We start from the raw sequence: 15317 nt of genomic DNA on the forward strand, positions 1-15317 counted from the left end.
AGCACCTCCTGATGGGGCCGGTCGGGCCGGGCGGGGCGGGTCGCGGGCCGGCGGCGGGTGTGGGCGCCGTCGTCCCGGGGTCGGGGCCGGCGCGGGTGGGCGCCGGCGTCCGGGTGCGGCGGGGCCGCGAAGCGGTGGGTGTGGGGGCGGTGGGGCGGTTCGGGGCGGGACGGATTCGGGGCGGGGGTGCCTCGATCCGTGTGTCGGGGGTCACGCGTCCCTCCCCACCGATTGTTCGGTTGGGACGGCATTTCGGCTACATCCGGGAAGAGCCTGTGGACAACCGGTGTGTAAATCGGAGCCACGAGAGCAGAATGTCCAGGACGGGGAGGGAGTGGGACGTGCCGGAGGAACAGATGTCCGCGCCACCGCCGGGGCCGGGATCCCGCTCGGGCGACCGACGGCCGCGCCCGGCGGCCCGGCCACTGGACACGGTGGACGAGGCGATCGTGCGTCTGTTGCGCCACGACGGCCGCGCCTCGGTGCGGGCCGTCGCCGAACGGGTGCACATCTCCCGGGCGAACGCCTACGCGCGGATCAACCGCCTGGTGGAGGACGGGGTGATCCGTGGTTTCACCGCCCGGGTCGACCACGAACGGGCGGGCCGGGGGGCCTCGGCGTACGTGACACTCAAGATCGTCCAGGACAGCTGGCGCGCGGTGAAGGAGGAGTTGGAGGGCCTCCCCGGCGCGGCGCACATCGCGCTGGTCAGCGGGGACTTCGACGTGCTGCTCCTGGTGCACACCGCCGACAACCGGGAGTTGCGGGACCTGGTGCTCACCCGTATCCAGGCGATCCCGGGAGTGCTCAGCACGCACACCCTGCTGGTCTTCGAGGAGACGGATCTGCTGCCCGGGCCGCCCTGACGGGCGGGCCACCGGGACGCCGCTCCGGAGGGCCGTCCGTCACGCCGCCGTCCGGTCACGCCGGGACGGGCCCGGGACGGGACCGCTCGATCGAACCCGCCGGGCCGCCGGACAACCAGCGGAGGAAAACCCCTCACGCCGCTGCCGTCCGACCGAACCGGAGCCGGTGGCTCCGCTCCATCGGGGCGATCCCCCGGGAGCCCGACCGTCACGCCACCGGCCGGCCCACCGGGGGCGGATCGGGCCGGCCGGGGCGGGGCCGCTCCCCCGCTCGGGCCGTCCGAACGGCCCGGACAGAACGGAGGCCCCCGGACAACCGTCCGGCCGCGGGGCGGGCACTGCCGGGGCGGTTCCTACCGCCCGCCGGCGCGCAGGCCGGCGAAGGCGGTCAGGGTGACGGCGCGGGCGATCGCCTCGGCGCCGGCCGGGTCACCGGCGGAGCCCTCGTCCCCGCGCCGGGGGCGGTACCACTCGGCGACGGAGTTGACCATGCCGAAGACCAGACGGGTCGCCAGTCGGGGGTCGACGTCCGAGCGCAGGTCACCGGCGGCGACCGCCCGTCGCAGCAGTTCGGTGACCCGCTGATCGAACTCCCGGCGGCGTTCCAGGGCCCGCACCTCGGTGTCGGTGTTGCCGCGCACCCGCAGCAGCAGGGTGACGTACGGCAGGCGCTCGACCAGCACCTCGACGGTGCGGCGCACCACGTACTCGAGCCGATCGACCGCGCGTCCCCGCACCGCGCCCGGCTCCTCCAGGACGGCGAACAGACCTTCCAGCGCGTGGTCCACGGCCAGTCGCAGCAGTTCCTCCTTGCCGCGCACGTGGTGGTAGATGGAGGACTTGGATATCCCGGCGGCGCGGGAGAGGTGTTCCATCGAGGTGCCGTCGTAGCCGCGCTCGTTGAAGATCTCGACCGCGACCCGAAGGAGGGTCTGCGGGGTGTGGGTCTCCCGGGCCGGCGCGGGACCGATGCCCGGTGTCATCCACGCGGCCCCGTTCCCACCCGTTCCGGGGATACCGGTGCTCTCCGGCGTTCCGGTCGCCCCGGTTGTTCTGGTCATGGGGGTTCTCCTCCCGTTCTCGCGCCCGTCCCCGGCCGAAGGGTACGCCGCGGACGGGGACGGCCCCGCCGCCCCGGTGGCCACGGGGTGATGTGCGTCGCGTCGCGTGCCGGACCCCTGACATACCGACCGGTCGGATGAGATCCTTCTCGCGGCACGACGGGGGAGCCGGTGCCCCGGGTTGTCCACAGCCCCTTGCCCCGACCGACCGTTCGGTTGCAGTATCGACCACGCCCCGCAGAGAAGCCAGCTCAAGCCCACGCCCCACGTCAGCCCACGCTCAACGAGGAGATGGCCCACCCATGACCCCTTCGCTCACGGCCGCGCGGCTGGCCGAGCGGCACCGCGGCACCCTGGACACCGCGCTGGAGACGCTGCGCACCCGGGCCCACTGGTCCCCCCATCCCGAGAACCCCAAGGCCTACGGCGGCGAGAGCACCACCGTCCCCGGTTCGCAGAGCGTCGCGGAGGGCGCGGCGGCTTTCGAGGCGCTGCGCGACACCCCCTTCGACCTCGACCAGCCCGTCCTCGCCGACCGGGTGGGTGACGAGGTCTCCCCCTACGGCTTCCGGCTCGGCATCGACTACCCCCGCGCCGACATCGACGCCCTGCTGCCCGCCATGCGCGCCGCGATGCCCGGCTGGCGCGCGGCCGGCCCCGAGCTGCGCGCCCTGGTCTGCGCGGAGATCCTCACCCGGCTCAACGCCCGCACCCCCGAGATCGCGCACGCCGTCATGCACACCACCGGCCAGGCCTTCATGATGGCCTTCCAGGCCGGCGGCCCGCACGCCCTGGACCGCGGCCTGGAGGCCGTCGCGTACGCGTACGCCGAGCAGACCCGCCTGCCGGAGCGGATGCGCTGGTCCAAGCCCGACAAGCGCGGCCCGGTCGAGCTCGACAAGGAGTTCGTGACGGTGGGGCGCGGCGTCTCGCTGCTGATCGGCTGCAACACCTTCGTCACCTGGAACGGCTACCCCGGCCTGTTCGCCTCCCTCGCCACCGGCAACCCGGTCCTGGTCAAGCCGCACCCACGGGCCGTGCTGCCGCTGGCGCTGACCGTCCGGATCGCGCGCGAGACCCTCGCCGAGGCGGGCTTCGACCCGAACCTGGTGGCGCTGGCCGCCGAGGGCGACGGCGAGGGCATCGCCAAGGACCTCGCCCTGCGTCCCGAGGTCCGGATCATCGACTACACCGGCTCCGCCTCGTTCGGCGAGTGGCTGGAGGGCAACGCCCTCCAGGCGCAGGTCTACACCGAGAAGGCCGGCGTCAACACGGTCGTCATCGACTCCACCGACTCCTACCGCGCGATGCTGGGGAACCTGGCCTTCTCCCTGAGCCTGTACAGCGGTCAGATGTGCACCACCCCGCAGAACCTCCTCATCCCCCGCGACGGCATCGACACCGACGAGGGCCGCAAGACCTTCGGCGAGGTCACCGCCGACCTCGCGGCGGCCGTGGACAAGCTGCTGGGCGATGACGCGCGGGCCGCCGCCGTGCTCGGCGCCGTGGTCAACCCGCAGGTGCTCGAGCGCGTCGAGCGGGCCCCGGGGCACGGCGAGACCGTGCTCGCCTCCCGATCCGTTCCGCACGCCGAGCACGCCGACGCCACCATCCGCACCCCGGTCACCGTGGCGCTGGACGGCTCCTCGTCGGAGGCGGAGGAGGTGCACCAATCCGAGTGCTTCGGGCCGGTCTCCTTCGCCGTCGCCACCGGGTCCACCGCCGACTCGATCGCGCTGCTGCGCCGCACCGTCCGCGAGCGCGGCGCGATGTCCGTCGGCGGGTACACCACCTCCCCGGAGGTGGAGCGGGAGCTGGTGGAGGCGTGCCTGGACGAGTGCGCCCAGCTGTCCCTCAACCTCACCGGCTCGGTGCTGGTCAACCAGACCAGCGCCTTCTCCGACCTGCACGGCTCGGGTGGTAACCCGGCCGCGAACGTGGCCCTGGTGGACGCCGCCTTCGTCGCCAACCGGTTCCGCACGGTGGAGATCCGCCGCCAGGCCTGATCCCGGCGCCGTCCCCCGTCCGATCGGGCGGGGGACGGTCGGGCGGCGGTCAGCCGAGCGGTTCGGCGGTGCAGTTGATGTCGATGTCGCGGCGCATCCCCTCCGGGTCCCCCGTCTCGGCCCGCCGAAGCATCTCCGCGTAGGCCTCGCGGGTGCCCTCGTCGGAGTACTCGGTGAAGACGGCCAGGTCGGGAGCGACGCGCAACTGATCCAGCGCGTCGCCCGCACGCTCCGGCTCCGCCGGTTCCGGTCCCTCGCCGTGCGCGTCCACCCACTCGGTCTGCCAGGCGCACAGCCATTCCCAGTGCGCGTTCCCGAGGCCCACTCCGGGTTCGGAGACGACCCCCTCCTCGATCCGGTAGCCGCGCCAGGAGACCTCGTCGGGAAGGGACAGCTCGGCGGTGGCGAGGTCGTACTCGGCGGCGGTCGCCTCACCGTCCATGCCGCCGCCACCGGCGTCGGTGCCGGTAACGGTCCCGGTGTCGGCGGCAGCCGCGTCCGCGTCCTGCTTACCGCAACCGGTCAGGAGGAGGGTGAGGGACAGGGCTGGACCAAGGGCCACCACAGCGAGCCGCTTCACAAGCGTTCCCTTGGTTCGACGACCGGGGTCGTCGATCGCCGACCCGGAAACGGGCACGATGCCCGGACCAGTCGTACCACCCGCCCCGACTTTCCATCCCTTCCGGTTTCCGGCGTCCCCACCCCCGTGACCGAGGGAGCCGACCCGGCCGATGGAGCCGAGGAGACCCGGGGCCGACGCCCCGGGGTTCCGGCCGGCTCCGAGAGGCGGTCGGGGAGCGGGGTCCGCTCAGGGAGCCGGCCGTACCGGCACCGCGCCGGACGGGCCGCCGGGGCGGCCGGCAAGCCAGTGGTAGAGGGTCATGGCCACGCTGGTGGCGAGGTTGTAGCTGGAGACCATCGGCCGCATCGGCAGTGCCAGCAGCCGGTCCGCGCGTGCCCGCGTCTCCGGCGACAGCCCGTGTCGCTCGGAACCGAAGGCGAGCAGGGCGTCGTCGGCGATCTCCACCTCGCGCAGGTCCTCCCCCTCGGGATCCAGCGCGTACAGCGGGCCGGCCGGAAGCTCGTCGAGGTCGCGCCGGGCCACCGGCAGGGCCCAGTGCAGCCCGGCGCTCGCCCGCACCACGCCGGGGTGCCAGGGATCGACGGTGCCCGTGGTGAGCACACCGGCCGCACCGCAGCCGGCGGCCAGCCGGATCACGGCACCGATGTTGCCCAGGTGGCGGGGGTTGTCCAGCACGACGACCGGAGCCGGGCGCGGGTCGGCCGGCAGGGGCCGGGGGTCGGGCACGGCGAGCGCGGCGACCCCGGTGGGGTGGGCCCGGCCACCGGGACCGCCGAGAGCCCCGGGGTCCCCCTCGACCAGGAGCGCGGCGAACCGGTCGAGCAGGTCGGGGGCCAGTTCGGCGGTCAGGTCGAGGGCCGCCCGGCGGTCGGCCGCCACGGCCGTCCGTACCTCGGCACCGAAGCGCAGGGCGTGCTTGAGGGCGTGGAAGCCGTCCAGTAGCACCGGGGCGGGCTCGTCGGCCGACCCGGGGGCGGGATGTTTCACGTGAATCATTCGAGTGCGGACCGTCCGGGGGAGGCGGTGGGGCGGGGCCGCCCCAGGATGCCGGCTCCGGGCCGACGCCCATCGCCCCGGGCGGCCGCGGAACGCCGGCGAGGTACCCGGGGGCCGGGTCCGATGGGCGGTCCCGGCCCCCGGGGCGGCGGAGAAGCCCGTGCCACGCCCCCCCGCCGGCATGTTCCCCCACGGGCGGAGACGGCCCGGCGCCGTCCCGGTGCCGGATGACGCCTGATCGCGCCGGTTCAGCGGCGTTCGGTGGGGGCGGCTCCGTGTCCCGGGGACCCGGGGTCGGTCTCCGCGGCCGACCCGTCCCCGACGCCCGCCCCCGGCCCATCGACCGCGGAACCCCCCGGAGCGGCGGAGGAGTCGTTCTCCCCGGCCCTCGCGCCCCCTTCGGTCACCCCTTCGACCCCGGCTCCCGCCGCCGGGGCGGCGGCCCCGACCGTGACCCGGTCCCCGGTGCCGGTCGGTTCACCGGCCTCACCGGTGGTGTCCTCGTCCCCCACGAGCTCCCGGCGCCGCTCCCCCGTGGCGGGGGCGGGAACCCGTGGGCCATCCGGGCCGCCGGGGGCCGCCCCCGGCTTCCCCGGCCCGCCGCCCCGGCGGCCGAGTCGGCGCACCGGCTCGGTCAGCCGGCGCGCCCGCGAGCCGATCCACAGCAGGAAGACCGTGGGCAGGAAGACGATGTCCATAGCGATCATCGCCATGGAGAAGAACGGCAGGCCGAGCAGGATCGCGATGCCGACGTGCTCACCGATCATGATGGCGAGCAGGATGTTCTTCGCCCGCCGGTTGAGCAGCGCGAACGGGAAGGCGACCTGCACGAACACCGTGCCGTAGGTCAGGATCATCACCAACAGGGCGTTGCCCACCAGGATCGAGGAGATCTCGGGGAACGGCGTGAAGTAGTCCAGGTTCATCGGGTAGTAGACGGCGGTGCCGTCCTGCCAGCGCGAACCCTGGATCTTGTACCAGCCGGCGGTCGAGTAGATGATGCAGACCTCGACCATGATCACCAGCAGCGCGGCGTTGTGCGCCACGTTGGCGATCATGTCGCAGACCACGCGGGGCTCGCCGGGACGGGCGGCGGGGCGGCTCAACACCCACCACAGACCGTGGATCGCCCACAGGCCCCACAGGCACAGCAGCCAGATCGGCCCGCCCAGCAGACCGCCGACGGTGGTGACCAGCAGGGCCGCGCCGCAGGCCGCCCAGAGCACGATCCCGACCGGATCGCGGGGGTCGGCGGTCCCCCGGGCGCGACGCCGGGCGTCCAGGGACCACACCTGACCGCAGCGGGTCAGCACCAGGTAGATCGCCATGAGGTGGACGACGTTGTCCCCGCCGTCCCCCATGAACACACTGCGGTTCTGCAGCGAGAGCACGCCGATCATGAAGAGGACCGACATGGTCCGGGTGCGCCAGCCCAGCAGCAGACCGACGCTCACCAGCGCCGAGAAGGCGTAGACGATCTCGAACCAGGTCACCGAGTCCGTCCACATCAGGACGGTGAACGCCTTGTTCTCGGAGATCAGCTGTTCGGCGAGGTCGAAGCCCCACGGGCTGTCCGGGCCGTACAGCTCGTGCCGGTGGGGGATCTCCCGGACCAGGAAGAACAGCCAGGTGAAGGCGAAGCCGATGCGCACGACCGCTGTCTGGTAGGGCCCCAGGGCCCGGCGGGTGATGTGCCCGATGCCGCGTCCGAGCGCGGCGTCGAGACGATCGCCCATGCCGGCGAAGGGGTTGGGCGCCTCGCCCTCGGCGGGACGGGAGCGCCGGGGCGGCGGCACGGTCGTGGTGCCGACGGTCCCGGCGCCGGTGGCGTCGGTGGCCCCGGTGGCCCCGGTGGTGTCGGCGGTCTCGGCGGGCCGGTCGCCCGGCTCGGGGGTCCGTGCGTCGTCGGTCACGAGGACTCCTCGGGGGCGAGGGCGCCGCCGGGCAGGTCCTCGGGGAGGACCGTGCGCCAGTCCAGCTCGGTGTAGGAGGGGGAGGTGTCGATGTTCTCGGAGCTCCACGACGGGGCGGGGACCCGGGTGAGCACGCCGCGGACCTGGATCCGTCGCGCCTCGGTGACGTCCGTCTCCTCGCTCAGCCTCAGCAGCGCGATGCGGTGCACGTAGGTGGCGGCGAGGTGGGCGCGGGATCCCTGGGCGTTGCCGCCGTCATCGTGGTTGTTGGTGTAGAAGTCCCACGCCCGGCGCAGTTCGTTCTGCGCGGTGTGGCTGGGCAACAGGTTGTGTCGGATGTGCTCGAAGTCCATCGCGGAGAGGTCCACCCACTCGCCCACCTCGAGCGAGCCGTCGTCGGCGACCGTCTCGATCCGGGCCTCCACGGCCACGTTCCGCTGCAGGGGGTTGGGGGCGAAGAGCTTCCAGTTCTGTTCGAACTCGGGGTTCACGTAGCCGCGGATGGTGTCGCCGTACTCGTTGGTGACGGTGTTGGAGGGGGCGACGAACAGGAAGATCGCCAGCAGGTGCCAGGCGGCGAAGCCCGCGATGAGCCCGACGGACAGGGCTACCGTCACCCGGGCGGGCCAGGAGAGCGTGCCGGGGCCGGTGGAGGCGGCGGACGGGGGCTCCGGGTCGAGCGGGCGGTGCGCGGGGTCGAGCGGGCGGTGCGCGGGGTCGAGCGGTTCGCCGGGGGCCCGTCCGGGGGCCTCGGTCGCCTCTCCGGGGGGCGACGGGTCACCGAGGTGACCGGGCGCCTCGGACGGCTGCGGGCTCGGGGTGCTCACCGATTCCCCCCAACTCCTGTGATCGGCTGTGACGGCTGTGGACCACAGAGCACGGTACCGCCGGACGGGGGATACCGGAGCCCCCCTGATGGCCCCTCTTGACACCCTCCGGGCGGCGAACGACCATGGAATGGCACTGACCGAACGATCGGTCGGGCCGCCGACCCGGGCCCCGGGTCCCTCCGGGGCGGGTGCCGGGTGGCCCGGCGTCCCCGCCGCCGTCGCTCCCTTCCCGGTCCCCCGGGCGACGGACACCCCGGCGGGGGCGCCGCCGCGCGGTCCCCCGACCGACCGGCGCCCCGACCCCACGGCCCGTTCCACACCGCCACACCACCCCACCACCCGGCCACGCACCGTCGGGGGCCGCGACCCGGCCCCACCGGCCGGAACCGCCCCCGCCGCCAGAGCAGCCGGCGCGGCCACCGCCGCCCGGCTCCGCGAGAGTCGAGGAGAGCCGCCGATGACGACAGCGCCCCCCACCCGCTCGACCCCGGGCGCCGACGGCGCCCCGGGCGCTCCCGGAGCCGAGGGCGTCGACGAGGCGGCGGCCCTGCTCGCCTTCGAGGCGACCCTCGCCGCCGACGAGCGGATCGAGCCGCGCGACTGGATGCCGGACGACTACCGGGCGTCCCTGATCCGGCAGATAGCACAGCACGCGCACTCCGAGATCATCGGGATGCAGCCGGAGGCCAACTGGCTCACCCGCGCCCCTTCCCTGCGCCGCAAGGCGATCCTGCTGGCGAAGGTGCAGGACGAGGCGGGCCACGGCCTCTATCTCTACGGCGCCGCCGAGACCCTCGGCGTGGACCGCGAGGAGCTGCTGGAGAAGCTGCACGCCGGACGCCAGAAGTACTCCTCGATCTTCAACTACCCCACTCTGACCTGGGCGGACGTCGGCGCCATCGGTTGGCTGGTGGACGGCGCCGCGATCACCAACCAGGTGCCGCTGTGCCGCTGCTCCTACGGCCCCTACGCGCGGGCCATGGTGCGGGTCTGCAAGGAGGAGTCCTTCCACCAGCGCCAGGGTTACGAGCTGCTGCTCGCGCTGAGCCGGGGCACCGAGGCGCAGCACGCCATGGCGCAGGACGCGGTGAACCGCTGGTGGTGGCCGTCGCTGATGATGTTCGGCCCGCCGGACGCCGAGTCCCCGCACACCGCACGCTCGATGGCGTGGGGCATCAAGCGGCACACCAACGACGAGCTGCGGCAGCGGTTCGTGGACATCTGCGTCCCGCAGGCCGAGTCCCTGGGCCTCACCCTCCCCGACCCCGACCTGCGGTGGAACGAGGAGCACGGCCGGCACGACTTCGGCGCCATCGACTGGGAGGAGTTCCGGCGGGTGCTGCGCGGACAGGGCCCCTGCAACGAGCAGCGGCTGGACCGTCGGCGGCGGGCGCACGAGGAGGGCGCGTGGGTGCGCGAGGCAGCCACCGCGCACGCCGCCAAGCGCGCGGCCCGTGCCGCCGCGCCCGACACCTCCCCCGGGGCTCCCGGGGCGGACGCCCCGACGGCCGGCACGCCCGAACCGACCACCACCCCGAAGACGACCCCCGCCCCGGAGACGACAGGAGCCCGCGCATGAGCGACGTGCCCGGAACCGACACCCCCGCCGGTGCCCCCGGCGGGCCGGACGGGGCCGCCGCGCCCGGCGCGCCCTGGCCACTGTGGGAGGTCTTCGTCCGCCCCCGACGCGGTCTGTCCCACACCCACGCCGGGAGCCTGCACGCCCCCGACGCCGAGATGGCCCTGCGCAACGCCCGCGACCTCTACACCCGACGCGGCGAGGGCGTCTCGATCTGGGTGGTCCCGGCCGCCGCCGTGACGGCCTCCTCACCCGACGAGAAGGACCCCTTCTTCGCCCCGGCCGCCGACAAGACGTACCGGCACCCCACCTTCTACGAGATCCCCGAGGGGGTGCGTCACCTGTGACCGCGATATCCGGGACCCCCGCCGTGTCCGGCGCGCCCACCCCCGCACCCGGGGCGGAAGCCGATACCGCACGCGCCGCCCTCGCCCTGGGCGACGACGCCCTCGTGCTCTCCCACCGACTCACCGAGTGGGCCGGGGACGCCCCCGTGCTGGAGGAGGAGGTCGCGCTCGCCAACCTGGCACTCGATCTGCTCGGCCAGGCCCGCAACCTGTACGCGATCGTCGGCGACGAGGACGCCCTGGCCTTTCGCCGCGAGGAGCGGGAGTTCCGCAACGTCCAACTGGTCGAGCAGCCCAACGGCGACTTCGCCCACACCATCGCCCGCCAGCTCTACTTCTCCGTGCACCGCGAACTGTTGTACGCGGAGCTGGCCGGCGCCGACCGGGAGCACCCCCGGCTCGCCCCGATCGCAGCCGTCGCCGCCAAGGCCCTCCCGGAACTGACCTACCACCGCGACCACGCGATGACCTGGACCGTCCGGCTGGGCGACGGCACCGCCGAGAGCACCCGCCGGATGCAGCACGCGATCGACGCCCTGTGGCGGTACACCGGCGAACTGTTCGAGCCGATCGACGGCCTGCCCACCGGGCTGCCGGCCCCCACCGCCCACCGGGAGACCTGGCTGCGGCGGATCGGCTCCATCCTGGACGACGCGAAGCTGACCCTCCCCGACCCCGGGGCCGCCCCCGACCGGGACGCCTGGGCCGCCGGCGCCGGCCGTCAGGGCCTGCACACCGAGCCCTTCGGGCGAATGCTCGCCGAGATGCAGCACCTGCACCGCAGCCACCCGGGGGCGTCGTGGTGACCGCCGGCCCCCGTGACCGCGAGGCTGCCGGCGTGGGCGCCGGAAGCGCCGTCGGCGCGCGTCCGGCGGCCTCCGCCACCGCTTCCCGGCCCGATGTGTCCGGTCGGAAGGCGTCCGGTCGGCACGACACACCCGGGAGGACCGATCCGATCGGTGCCGCGCGCCCCTCGTCGCGGTCCACCGGCCCGACCGACACGCCCGATCGAGCCGGGTTCCCCGCCACCGGTCGGCCCGCCGCCCCGCCGACCGGGCCCGTCCGGGAGGAGGAGCTGCGGCGGATCGCCGCCGCCGTCCCCGACCCCGAACTGCCCGTCATCGGCCTCGGCGACCTCGGCGTGCTGCGCTCGGTCCGGCTGTCCCCCGACGGCACCCGCGCCGACGTGGAGATCACCCCCACCTACAGCGGCTGCCCCGCTGTCGAGGCCATGGCGACCGACGTGGAGGGCGCGCTGCGGGAGGCGGGCGTGCCCGAGGTGCGGGTGCGCACCGTCCTCTCCCCGCCGTGGTCCACCGACGACATCACCCCCGCCGGGCGGCGCGCCCTGGCCGACGCCGGGCTCGCCCCGCCCCGCCCCGGCGGCCCGACCGGCGGGCCCGGGGACGGACCGGTGCCGCTGGAGCTGGCCATCCGCTGCCCGCTCTGCGGCTCCACCGCCACCACCCTGATGAGCCGCTTCTCCGCCACTCCCTGCACCTCGCTGCGCCGCTGCGAGTCCTGCCGCGAGCCGTTCGACCACGTCAAGGAGCTGATCCATGTTCCACGAGCTGCGGGTTGAGGCGGTCGAGCGGCAGGGCCCGGACGCGGTGGCCGTCACCCTCGCCGTCCCCGATGAGCTGCGCGGCGCCTTCCACTTCCTGCCCGGCCAACACCTGACTCTGCGACACCACGCCGAGGACGGCACGGAGCTGCGCCGCAACTACTCCATCTGCACCCCGGCCACGGACCCGGCCGGCCCCGCCGAACTGACCATCGGCATCCGTCGGCTGCCCGGCGGCGTGTTCTCCGCGCACGCCGTGGAACGACTGGCCGTCGGCGACACCCTCTCCGTCATGCCACCGGCCGGCCGGTTCACCCTCACGCCCAAGCCGGGCCGGGTCGCGGCGGTCACCGGCGGCAGCGGCATCACACCCGTGCTGTCCATGGCGGCCACCCTGCTCGCCGTCGAGCCGGAGGCCCGGTTCACGCTGCTGCGCAGCGAGCGGACCGCCGCCGACGGCATGTTCGTCGAGGAGGTCGCCGAGCTGAAGGACCGGTACCCGGACCGCTTCCAGCTGGTGCACAGCCTCACCCGCGAGGAGCTGCACGCCGGCCCCGCCTCCGGCCGGCTGGACGCCGACCGGCTGCGGACGCTGCTCCCGGTGCTGCTGCCGGTCGCCGACGTGGACGCCTGGTACCTGTGCGGGCCGCCCGGCCTGATCGACGGCGCACGCACCGCGTTGGGCGACCTGGAGGTGCCGCGCGAGCTCGTGCACACCGAGCTGTACCACCCGGACGACGCCCGCGACGTGCCCACCGGGCCGGTACGGGCCGCCGCCCCCGGCGGGGAGACCACCGGGCCGGCCGACGGCGCGATGCTCACCGCGACGCTGGACGGCCGCTCCGGCGGCGGGCCGGTCGGCGAGGGCGAGACGCTGCTGGACGCCGTGCTGCGCGGCCGTCCGGATGCCCCGTACGCCTGCAAGGGCGGGGTGTGCGGGACCTGTCGGGCGCTGCTGGTGCGCGGCGAGGTCCGGATGGACCGCAACTACGCGCTGGAGTCCGAGGAGTTGGACGCCGGGTTCGTGCTGGCCTGCCAGTCCCGGCCGCTGACCCCCGAGGTGGAGCTGGACTTCGACCGCTGAGGGGCGCCGCCCCGGCCGATGGGGTGGGCTCGTGGCCCGGTGGGTGCCGGTGGGTGACCACCGGGCCCACCCCCGGACGCCACGGTCGGCCCCGGCGGCCCCGGCGGCGGGAGGACCCCCGACGCCCGGCGGACCGAATACCTTCGGTCCCGATTCCGCCGACCCGATCCCACCGCCGGCCCTCACCGGGTCGGCGGCGTGACCGGGTCCCGGATCTCCGCCAGGATGGCCCTCCGGGGCCCGGGAAGGATCACCGGGAACGGGACACGACACGGATCACCGCACGACCGGCGAGGACGGTGGAGAGATGATCGACAGGCCGCTGCTGAACCGTCGCCTGGACGGTCACGGCACGACGATCTTCGCCGAGATGTCGGCGCTGGCGGTGCGCACCGGAGCGATCAACCTGGGCCAGGGCTTTCCCGACACCGACGGCCCCGAGGAGATCCGGGAGGCCGCCGTGCGGGCGCTGCGCGAGGGGCGCGGCAACCAGTACCCGCCCGGCCCCGGCATCCCGGAACTGCGCGGAGCCATCAGCGACCACCAACGACGCTTCCACGGCCCGACCTTCGACCCCGACACCGAGGTGCTGGTCACCGCGGGCGCCACCGAGGCCATCGCCGCCTCCCTCCTCGCGCTGCTCGAGCCCGGCGACGAGGTGATCGCCCTCGAACCCTTCTACGACTCGTACGCGGCCTGCATCGACATGGCCGGCGCCCGCCGCGTGCCCCTCACCCTCCGCGCCCCGCACTTCCGCCCCGATCTCGACGAACTGCGGGACGCCATCACCCCCAGCACCCGCCTGCTGCTCCTCAACTCCCCGCACAACCCGACCGGCACCGTCCTCACCCGCGCGGAGCTGGGCGAGATCGCCGGGCTGGCCGTGGAGCACAACCTGCTGGTGGTCACCGACGAGGTCTACGAGCACCTCGTCTTCGACGGCGAGCACGTGCCGCTGATCTCCCTGCCGGGGATGCGCGAGCGCACCGTCTCCATCTCCTCCGCCGGCAAGACCTTCTCCTTCACCGGCTGGAAGGTCGGCTGGGTGACCGGCTCGGCCCCGCTGGTGGCGGCGGTGCGGACGGCGAAGCAGTACCTCACCTATGTGAGCGCCGGGCCGTTCCAGTACGCCGTCGCCGAGGCCCTGGCCCTGCCCGACTCCTACTTCACGGGGTTCCGCGAGGACATGCGCGCCAAGCGGGACCTACTCGCCGACGGCCTGACGGAGGCCGGCTTCGAGGTGTACCGGCCGCAGGGCACGTACTTCATCACCACCGACGTGGCGCCGCTGGGCGAGAAGGACGGCGTGGCGTTCTGCCGGTCACTGCCGGAGCGGTGCGGGGTGGTCGCCGTGCCCAACGCCGTCTTCCACTACGACACCCCCGACGCCGGCCGTTCCCAGGTCCGCTTCGCCTTCTGCAAGCGCGTCGAGGTCCTGCGCGACGCCGTCGATCGCCTCCGCACCCTCGCCGGTTGACGAGCGGTCGGGGCGGCGGCGTTCGGCGGCTCCGCCCCGACGTGACCCCGTGATGCCGCCGGCACCTTCGCCGGCGTCGTCTGCGGACGGCGGAGGCCGGTGGGCGTTACCGGGACATCGACCCCACCCCCCGGTCGTCACGGGTCGCGTTCGGCGCGGCCCGGAGGAAACGGCTCTCCCCGGCCCGCGCCGGAGGGTGCTCAGTCGAGGCAGAACTCGTTGCCCTCGACATCACGCATCACGACGCACGACTCGTTCTCCTCGTCGGCGAGCATCACCCGCACGCACACCGCGCCGAGCGCGACGAGGCGGTCGCGCTCGGCTTGGAGCACGGCCAGTCGCTCCTCCCCCACGAGCCCGATGCCGGCACGCACGTCGACGTGCACCCGGTTCTTCGCGACCTTCCCCTCGGGGACGCGCTGGAAGTACAGGCGCGGACCCGCCCCCGTGGGCTCCACACACGCCGCCCACGAACTCCGTTCCCCGGTCGGCAGCGACTCGGCGAATTCGTCCCACGTGGCGAACCCCTCCGGGGGCGGCGAGAGAGCATATCCCAACACCTCGCACCAGAAACGGGCGACGCGCAGAGGATCCGCACAGTCGAAGGTGATCTGGAGCTGTCTGATCGGCGGCATCGGCCCACCGTAGCAAGGAGGACTTATCTGCTCAATTGTTTTTTGGGAGTCCACATATCGACAGGAATACGACCCTTGCACGCCGCGGTCGTGTCGTGCCGCGGGAGGGAGTCCATATCGGTGCCTTCGAAGGGTTGTCCACCATTCCGCACCGGACCGTGATCACAGCCCTCCGCGTTTCCCGACGACGGTCCGTCGATCAGGCTCCACCCCCATGAAGAGGGATTCTCCCGGGTTAGGTCCGGAACCGAAACCCAAGCCATTACCACCCTCGGGAACCCGGCCACCGGCCTCCCCCGCTCGTCGGGCGCACGGACCTCATCGCCGGTATCCGCCATCACGGGCACGCCCCGCCGCCCCGGGACACCCCACATAT

The 15317-nt window shown here is 74.0% G+C and carries 14 protein-coding genes; 8 read left to right on the plus strand and 6 right to left on the minus strand.

What is annotated here, in order from left to right:
* The first annotated feature begins 356 nt into the window (after nt 1-356).
* Nucleotides 357-866, plus strand: a complete 510-nt coding sequence (locus LZF96_RS10730) for an Lrp/AsnC family transcriptional regulator (protein WP_233869417.1) — start codon at nt 357-359, stop codon at nt 864-866.
* Between the two features lie 353 nt (nt 867-1219).
* Here the strand turns inward: LZF96_RS10730 and LZF96_RS10735 are convergent, their stop codons facing one another.
* Complete coding sequence (locus tag LZF96_RS10735) at nt 1220-1849, minus strand: TetR/AcrR family transcriptional regulator (protein ID WP_233869680.1); 630 nt, start codon at nt 1847-1849, stop codon at nt 1220-1222.
* Nucleotides 1850-2229: 380 nt separating this feature from the next.
* On the opposite strand from LZF96_RS10735, the gene paaN reads away from it, so the two are divergent.
* Nucleotides 2230-3933: a phenylacetic acid degradation protein PaaN gene (gene paaN, locus LZF96_RS10740; RefSeq protein WP_233869420.1), complete on the plus strand. Its 1704-nt coding sequence runs from the start codon at nt 2230-2232 to the stop codon at nt 3931-3933.
* A 49-nt stretch (nt 3934-3982) separates the two neighbouring features.
* Here paaN and LZF96_RS10745 read toward each other — a convergent pair whose 3' ends face one another.
* The 4 genes from LZF96_RS10745 to LZF96_RS10760 form a co-directional block, all read right to left on the minus strand.
* Nucleotides 3983-4513 (minus strand): hypothetical protein, encoded by a 531-nt coding sequence (locus tag LZF96_RS10745; RefSeq protein WP_233869424.1) that lies wholly within the window; start codon nt 4511-4513, stop codon nt 3983-3985.
* Between the two features lie 228 nt (nt 4514-4741).
* Nucleotides 4742-5512: a TrmH family RNA methyltransferase gene (locus LZF96_RS10750; RefSeq protein WP_374203190.1), complete on the minus strand. Its 771-nt coding sequence runs from the start codon at nt 5510-5512 to the stop codon at nt 4742-4744.
* Between the two features lie 248 nt (nt 5513-5760).
* Complete coding sequence (locus tag LZF96_RS10755) at nt 5761-7425, minus strand: HTTM domain-containing protein (protein WP_374203191.1); 1665 nt, start codon at nt 7423-7425, stop codon at nt 5761-5763.
* Nucleotides 7422-8252 (minus strand): DUF5819 family protein, encoded by an 831-nt coding sequence (locus LZF96_RS10760; protein WP_233869430.1) that lies wholly within the window; start codon nt 8250-8252, stop codon nt 7422-7424. The genes LZF96_RS10755 and LZF96_RS10760 overlap by 4 nt, the downstream gene beginning before the upstream one ends.
* A 460-nt stretch (nt 8253-8712) precedes the next feature.
* On the opposite strand from LZF96_RS10760, the gene paaA reads away from it, so the two are divergent.
* The 6 genes from paaA (at nt 8713) to LZF96_RS10790 (ending at nt 14306) form a co-directional block, all read left to right on the plus strand.
* Nucleotides 8713-9834 carry a 1,2-phenylacetyl-CoA epoxidase subunit PaaA gene (paaA, locus tag LZF96_RS10765; protein WP_233869433.1) on the plus strand — a complete coding sequence of 374 codons (1122 nt, stop codon included), beginning with the start codon at nt 8713-8715 and terminating at the stop codon, nt 9832-9834.
* Nucleotides 9831-10181, plus strand: a complete 351-nt coding sequence (paaB, locus tag LZF96_RS10770; RefSeq protein WP_233869436.1) for a 1,2-phenylacetyl-CoA epoxidase subunit PaaB — start codon at nt 9831-9833, stop codon at nt 10179-10181. The genes paaA and paaB overlap by 4 nt, the downstream gene beginning before the upstream one ends.
* A gap of 5 nt (nt 10182-10186) precedes the next feature.
* The gene (paaC, locus tag LZF96_RS10775) at nt 10187-10987 is read left to right on the plus strand and encodes a 1,2-phenylacetyl-CoA epoxidase subunit PaaC (RefSeq protein WP_374203192.1); all 801 of its coding nucleotides are present in this window, start codon (nt 10187-10189) and stop codon (nt 10985-10987) included.
* Between the two features lie 269 nt (nt 10988-11256).
* The gene (paaD, locus tag LZF96_RS10780; RefSeq protein ID WP_233869689.1) at nt 11257-11763 is read left to right on the plus strand and encodes a 1,2-phenylacetyl-CoA epoxidase subunit PaaD; all 507 of its coding nucleotides are present in this window, start codon (nt 11257-11259) and stop codon (nt 11761-11763) included.
* A complete protein-coding gene (locus LZF96_RS10785; RefSeq protein ID WP_233869439.1) occupies nt 11741-12829 on the plus strand; it encodes a 2Fe-2S iron-sulfur cluster-binding protein in 1089 nt (362 codons plus the stop codon). Before paaD ends, LZF96_RS10785 begins: the two co-directional genes overlap by 23 nt.
* A 307-nt stretch (nt 12830-13136) precedes the next feature.
* On the plus strand, nt 13137-14306 hold the full coding sequence (locus LZF96_RS10790; protein WP_233869442.1) for a pyridoxal phosphate-dependent aminotransferase: 1170 nt from the start codon (nt 13137-13139) through the stop codon (nt 14304-14306).
* Nucleotides 14307-14506: 200 nt separating this feature from the next.
* On the opposite strand, the gene LZF96_RS10795 is transcribed toward LZF96_RS10790, so the two are convergent.
* Entirely contained in the window at nt 14507-14941 is a 435-nt protein-coding gene (locus LZF96_RS10795) for a VOC family protein (protein ID WP_233869446.1), read from the minus strand.
* Nucleotides 14942-15317: the final 376 nt, after the last annotated feature.

Source organism: Streptomyces sp. ST2-7A, from assembly GCF_021390475.1.
Lineage (GTDB): Bacteria > Actinomycetota > Actinomycetes > Streptomycetales > Streptomycetaceae > Streptomyces.